The sequence below is a fragment of the Cellulomonas sp. A375-1 genome (genome assembly GCF_001040865.1).
GTDB lineage: Bacteria > Actinomycetota > Actinomycetes > Actinomycetales > Cellulomonadaceae > Cellulomonas > Cellulomonas gelida.
In genome coordinates, this window is the sequence record NZ_LFKW01000140.1 from 16,282 (window position 1) to 22,331 (window position 6,050).

Genomic DNA, 6,050 nt, shown 5'->3' on the forward strand with positions numbered 1-6,050 from the left:
GCGCGTACGCCGGAGCGGGCAGGTCGGGGTCGAGGCGCTGCAGAAGCACCTCCAGGGCGGGCTCGGTCGTCACGGCGCCGACCCTACCGGCCCGTCCGTGCCCGGGCGCGCGCCGTCCCCACCCGTCGGCCCGTGCTGCCACGCGCGCTCGTCGACCGGCTCGCGTCCCGACGCTGCACCCGCGGTCCTGCCGCTCTGGGATGCTGGTGCCATGCCCGCGAGCCCCGATCCCGCACCGCACCCGTCCACCGACCGCACGGCCCGCGACGGCGACGCCCCCGCACGCGGTCGCACCGCGGCTGCGGCTCCCGGCACCGCGGGCGCGTCGTTCGACGAGGCGCTGCGGTTCGGGCCGGTCGGCTGGCTCGGCGTCGTCGGGTTCGTCGTCACGGTCTGGATCGCGCTGCTGCCGGTCGACCTCGTGCTCGCCTCCGTGGTCGCGCTCGTCGTCGCGGCCGTGACGGGCCTGCTCGTCGTGCGCTGGACGCCGCGCGTGCGCGTGCGCGGCGGCGAGCTGAGCGCCGGCGCGGCGCGGATCCCGATCGACCTGGTGCGTGACCCGCGACCGCTGGTCGGCGAGGAGCTGCGGGAGGCCCTCGGCCCGGGCCTCGACGCGCGGGCGTACCTGTGCCTGCGCGGCTGGGTGCACAGCGCGGTCCGCGTCGACGTCGACGACCCGCAGGACCCGACGCCCTACTGGATCGTCTCGACGCGACGGCCCGACGAGCTCGTCGCTGCGCTCCGGCGCGGCTGATCGCGCTACCGCGACCGACCACCACCTCGCGCACGCACGACGGCCGGCCCCCTGCTGGGGACCGGCCGTCGTGGTCTCAGGCGCCTGCCGGGAGGTCAGGCAGCGCACTCCGAGCAGACCTGCTGGCCGTCTCGCTCGTAGGCGAGCTGGCTGCGGTGATGGACGAGGAAGCAGCGCGAGCACGTGAACTCGTCGGCCTGCCGAGGCAGGACCCGGACCGAGAGCTCTTCGCCGGACAGATCGGCGCCGGGCAGCTCGAAACCTTCGGCGGCTTCAGTCTCGTCCTCGTCGACCACGCCCGAGTTCTTGTCCGCGCGACGTGCCTGGAGCTCCTGCAGCGAGTCCTCGCTCAGGTCCTCCTCGGTCTTGCGCGGTGCGTCGTAGTCGGTAGCCATCTGGGGCGTCACACTCCGTCTTTGTCTTGCAGGCTGATGAGTACGCGTGATCAATGCACAGCTGGAGCGTTTTGTTCCCGCGCGCTGGGGATTGTGCACCACTTCTGTGCCGGGTGCGAGCAGAGGTGCCGCGGACAACGATCACGCGCGCGGGTCAATCGGACTACGCCGTCGAATCGGCCCGGTGCGACTCGAGGAAAGTGACCAGCGCCTCGATCGTGCCAGGGGCTCCGGCCACCGTCATCTCGGGACCGGCGGCACGTCCGTGCAGCCCCGTGACGACCGCACCGGCCTCCTGCGCGACGAGCGCCCCGGCGGCCAGGTCCCACGGCGCGAGCCCGCGCTCGTAGTAGAGGTCCAGGCCGCCCGCGGCGACCGCGCACAGGTCGAGCGCGGCCGAGCCCAGCCTGCGGATGTCCCGCACGAGCGGCAGCAGCTCCGCGACGATCGCGGCCTGCGCGCGCCGACGCTCGACGAGGTAGCCGAAGCCGGTCCCGACGAGGCTGAGCTCGAGCGGCTTCGCCTCGTTCACCGTCAGGGGCGCGCCGTCGAGCGTCGCGCCCTGCCCGCGTCCCGCGAGGAACGTCCGCCCGTCGGCCGGCGCGTGCACCGCGGCGGCGAGGGCCGTCCACGTCTGCGGGTCGGGCGCGACGCCCGGCCCGGCCTCGGGAGGGCCCACGACCGCCGCGACGGACACCGACCACGACGCGAGCCCGTACAGGTAGTTGACGGTCCCGTCGATGGGGTCGACGACCCACGTCACGCCCGTGGTCCCGGGCTCGTACCCCTGCTCCTCCCCCAGGATCCCGTCGCCGGGCCGCAGCTGCGCGATCCGTCGCCGCAGCAGCTCCTCCGACGCGAGGTCCATGGCCGTGACGACGTCGACCGGGCTCGACTTGGTCGCGTGCACCCGCACGCGGTCGGGACGGCCCGCGTGCACGAGCCGTCCGGCCTCGCGGGCCAGGGTCTCGGCTGTGGCGACGAGCGCCGCGACGTCGGGCAGTTCACGTGTGGTCATGGGCCCCATCCTGCCGCCCTGCGCACGCGGCACTCGCGCGCGGCCGTGCGCGGCGCCCGCGACGAGCCCGCCTGGCGTCAGGTGCGCCCGCGCCACGGCCCGGGTGCGTGGAGCTGGAACCGCAGCGAGGCCACGCGCAGCGCGAACACGCCCACGACGACGACCGAGAGCACCAGCGGCGTGGGCCGGCCCGCGAACCAGAGAGCGGTCGTGGCCGCGGCCCCGAGGAGGGCGGGGACGGCGTACAGCTGACGGTCGTGCAGCACCACGGGGACCTCGCCGGTGAGCAGGTCGCGCAGCACCCCGCCGCCCGCGCCCGTGATGACCCCGACGATCACCGCCGCCACGGGCGTCGTCCCGTACTCGAGCCCCTTGACGGTGCCGACGACCGTGAACACCGCGAGCGCTCCCGCGTCGAGGACGACGATGAAGCGGCGCGCACGCTGCAGGCGCGGGTGGAAGAAGTACATGACGAGCGCGCCGACGAGCGCGGTCGTGATGAGTCGCCAGTCGGAGATGCCCACGGGCGGTACCGCGCCGATCAGCACGTCACGCAGCAGACCGCCGCCGAGGCCGGCCGCCCAGCCGAGCACGAAGATGCCGAACACGTCGAACTGCTTGCGCACGGCCGCGAGCGCGCCCGACATCGCCCCGACACCGACCCCGACGATCTCGAGCACGGGTTCGAAGGGGATGTCGGCGACCACGAGAGCATGATGACAGCCGACAGCGTCACAACCCCGGCACACGGCACACCGGGCCCGCCTGCGCCGCGTGGCGCGCAGAAGGTGGCACCCTCGACCGTGAGGCAGTAGGAGGACGTATGGATGAGCTCGAGCTGGTGGGCCTGGCTGACGACGGTGAGCACCTGGTGCTCACGCGCGCGGACGGCGAGCGGTTCCGCGTCCGCATCGACGAACCGCTCCGGGCGGCCGTGCGCCGCGACCGGCCGCAGCTCGAGCAGCTGAGGGCCGAGAGCGCGAGCACGCTGTCCCCGCGCGAGATCCAGGCCCGGATCCGGGCGGGAGCCACGACCCAGGAGGTCGCGGAGCACTCCGGGCTCCCCGTCTCCCACGTCCGGCGCTACGAGGGCCCGGTCCTGGCCGAGCGCGAGTACATCGCCGAGCAGGCACGCGCCACGCGCGTCGGCCGCGACCACGGCGCACCCGTCCTCGGCGACCTCGTGACGGACCGCCTCGCCGCGCGTGGCGTCGACCTGTCGTCGCTCGCGTGGGACGCCGCACGCGAGGCGAGCGGCCCCTGGTTCGTTCTGGCCCGGTTCACGGTCGACGACTCGCCCCGCGAGGCGCGCTGGTCGTTCGACCCCGCGGCGCGCTCGCTCGTCGCCGACGAGGACGAGGCCCGGTGGCTCTCCGAGACCGAGCTGCCCGACGAGCCCGTCTCCCGTCGGCACCTCGCCGCGGTCCGCGACGTGGTGTTCGACTTCGAGTCCGTCGCGGCCGTGCGCTCGATCGCCGGCCCGGACCAGGCCGACGGCGACACGCACGAGCAGCCGGCCGTCGACCCGCAGGAGCAGACGCACGCGCTGCTCGACGACCTGCAGGCCCGGCGCGGCGTCCGTCAGGCGGTCGACGCCGAGGGCGACGAGGACGACTCGCAGTTCGAGGGGTTCGGCCCGCAGCACGCCTTCGACTTCTCGCGTCTCGAGGACGTCCCCGGCGCGCACCCCGCGGGCGCCGACGAGCGCACCGAGGCGGTCGTGCTCCCGGCGCACCGGCGCACGCACGTCCCCCCGGCCGTCGAGACCCCTGTGGAGCCCGGTGCGAGCTCGTCGGCCGACGAGCCGTCCGACGACGAGTCGCAGGAGGCACCCGCCGCTGCGGCGCCAGCCAACGAGGAGCGGCCTCGCGGGCGCAAGACGCGCGCCAAGGTGCCGAGCTGGGACGAGATCGTCTTCGGGGCGCGCCCCGAGTAAGACGTCCCGAGCACGGCGCGACGGTCCGGGCCTCCCCCGCCGGGCTTCGCCGCGTGGGACGGCGTCAGACGTCGAGCGTCGGCTGCTCGACGACCAGGGCCGACGCCAGGGTCTGCGCGTGCGGTGCGGCTGCCCGCGCCACGGCCGCGGTCATGCGTCGCATGTGGTGCCGGCGGCACAGGACCTCGTACTGCACCTCACCGACCGCCGCCTCGGGCCGCCCTGCGACGTCGCCGACGACGACCTGAGCACCCTCCACGACCATCTCGCCGTCCAGGGTCCGGGCGTTGTGGGTGGCGCGGGCCCCGCACCAGCACAGCGCGCGCACCTGCAGCGTCTCGACGCGGTCGGCGAGCTCGACGAGCCGCTGCGACCCGGGGAAGAGCCGCGCGCGGAAGTCCGACGAGATGCCGAAGGCATAGACGTCCACGCCCAGCTCGTCGACCACGCGCGCCAGCTGCTCGACCTGCTCGGCCGTGTAGAACTGCGCCTCGTCGCCCAGCACGTAGTCGACCGGGCGTCCCTGCGTGCGCCGGCCGATGACCTCGGCCCAGAAGTCGGTGCGGTCGTCGACCTCGTGCGCGCTCTTGGTCAGGCCCAGGCGCGAGGAGATGGTCGCGCTGCCGGAACGGTCGTGCCGCGTGAACAGCACGCCGTCGCGCCCACGCGCCGCGTGGTTGTGGTGCATCTGGAGAGCGAGCGTCGACTTGCCGCAGTCCATCGTGCCCGAGAAGAACACCAGCTCGGCCACTGTGCCCGCCCCTCGTGGTCGTCGTTCGTTGCGCCGCACATCCTCGCAGACGTCACGGGTGGCCCCCGACGCCCGCGGGCGCTCGGCGGCGGCCGCGGGTCAGGCTCACGGTCACGGTCACGGTCACGGTCACGGTCACGGTCACGGTCACGGTCACGCGACGACGATGCAGGGCACCAGCATCTCGTGCGGGGTGAGCGACCCGTGCACGCCGACCATGTCGAGCGACGCCGCGGTCTGCGTGCGCGTGTCGACGACCGTCGCCGCGCCCGCCATAGCGACCATGAGGTCGCCGACCACGGGCCGCACGCGCTCGTCGACCGGGCCGATCAAACCCGAGTCGACCACCTCGTCGCGGGTGAGGACGAGCGCGTCGTCGCCCAGCACGTCCTGCCACGCGGTGCGCACCTGCTCGACGGGGACCCCGGGCGCCACGTGCACGTGGCTCGCCCGCGGCTCCCCCGCCACCAGGTCGACCCCGGCCGACAGCCGCGAGTCGTGCGCGACGTCCCAGCGTCGGGACCGGTCCACGTCGACCATCCCGTGGTCGGCCGTGACGACGAGCACCGACCCTCGCGGCAGCGAGCGCGCGAGCCGGGCGATCTCCGCGTCCGCCTCGGCGAGCGCGTCGCCCCACTGCCACGAGCCGACCCCGTGGTGGTGCCCGACCTTGTCGACGTCACCCCAGTACAGGTAGGCGAGCCCGGGCTGACGCAGCGCGGCGACCGTCGCGTCCACCCGGTCCGCGAGCGACTCGGCGGGCACGTACCGCGCGCCGCGCAGGGCCGCGCGGGTCAGACCCGAGCCCGCGAAGCGCGCCGGTCCGACGCTCGTCACCGCGGCACCTCCCGCAGTGAGGAGCTCGAGGGTGCTCGCGTGCGGCTGCCAGGTCTCCGGCGGCGGCGCGTCGCTCCACGCGACGAGGTTCGCGAGCGCTCCCGTGCCGGGCACGCGGACGGTGTAGCCGAGCATGCCCGTGCCCCCCGGCGGCACCGCGGTCCCGAACGTGCCGAGCGCCGTGGCGGTCGTGGACGGGAACGTGCTGCAGACGGGGCTCGAGCCCGCGACGGCCCGACGCAGGAACGGCGCGTGGCCGCTGCGCTCGGCGAGGTTCAGGTGGCCCAGGCCGTCCACGAGCACGACGCACACGCGCGTGGTCGCCGGGATCCCGAGCAGCTCGCGCGCCGACGCCCACG

7 protein-coding genes and 1 pseudogene are annotated in these 6,050 nt (G+C 74.8%); 2 read left to right on the forward strand and 6 right to left on the reverse strand.

Features of this window, described 5'->3' with window-relative positions:
• Nucleotides 1-73: pseudogene (locus CWIS_RS19595) on the reverse strand (dUTP diphosphatase); the annotation flags it as partial.
• Between the two features lie 138 nt (nt 74-211).
• Between CWIS_RS19595 and CWIS_RS15255 the strand changes: the two are divergent.
• The gene (locus CWIS_RS15255) at nt 212-754 is read left to right on the forward strand and encodes a DUF3093 domain-containing protein (protein WP_082156517.1); all 543 of its coding nucleotides are present in this window, start codon (nt 212-214) and stop codon (nt 752-754) included.
• Between the two features lie 95 nt (nt 755-849).
• Here the strand turns inward: CWIS_RS15255 and CWIS_RS15260 are convergent, their stop codons facing one another.
• The 3 genes from CWIS_RS15260 to CWIS_RS15270 form a co-directional block, all read right to left on the reverse strand.
• Nucleotides 850-1,149, reverse strand: coding sequence for a DUF4193 domain-containing protein (locus CWIS_RS15260; RefSeq protein ID WP_013883495.1), 300 nt, complete (start codon nt 1,147-1,149; stop codon nt 850-852).
• Between the two features lie 163 nt (nt 1,150-1,312).
• On the reverse strand, nt 1,313-2,167 hold the full coding sequence (locus tag CWIS_RS15265; RefSeq protein ID WP_156186686.1) for an inositol monophosphatase family protein: 855 nt from the start codon (nt 2,165-2,167) through the stop codon (nt 1,313-1,315).
• 77 nt (nt 2,168-2,244) lie between these two features.
• Nucleotides 2,245-2,874, reverse strand: coding sequence for a trimeric intracellular cation channel family protein (locus CWIS_RS15270; RefSeq protein WP_048344183.1), 630 nt, complete (start codon nt 2,872-2,874; stop codon nt 2,245-2,247).
• A gap of 116 nt (nt 2,875-2,990) precedes the next feature.
• On the opposite strand from CWIS_RS15270, the gene sepH reads away from it, so the two are divergent.
• Entirely contained in the window at nt 2,991-4,103 is a 1,113-nt protein-coding gene (gene sepH, locus CWIS_RS15275) for a septation protein SepH (RefSeq protein WP_048344184.1), read from the forward strand.
• Between the two features lie 64 nt (nt 4,104-4,167).
• Here sepH and CWIS_RS15280 read toward each other — a convergent pair whose 3' ends face one another.
• Both CWIS_RS15280 and CWIS_RS15285 read right to left on the reverse strand, forming a co-directional pair.
• Nucleotides 4,168-4,854 carry a thymidine kinase gene (locus CWIS_RS15280; RefSeq protein ID WP_048344185.1) on the reverse strand — a complete coding sequence of 229 codons (687 nt, stop codon included), beginning with the start codon at nt 4,852-4,854 and terminating at the stop codon, nt 4,168-4,170.
• Nucleotides 4,855-5,007: 153 nt separating this feature from the next.
• On the reverse strand, nt 5,008-6,050 hold a 1,043-nt coding region (locus CWIS_RS15285; RefSeq protein ID WP_048344186.1), incomplete at its 5' end, for an alkaline phosphatase family protein.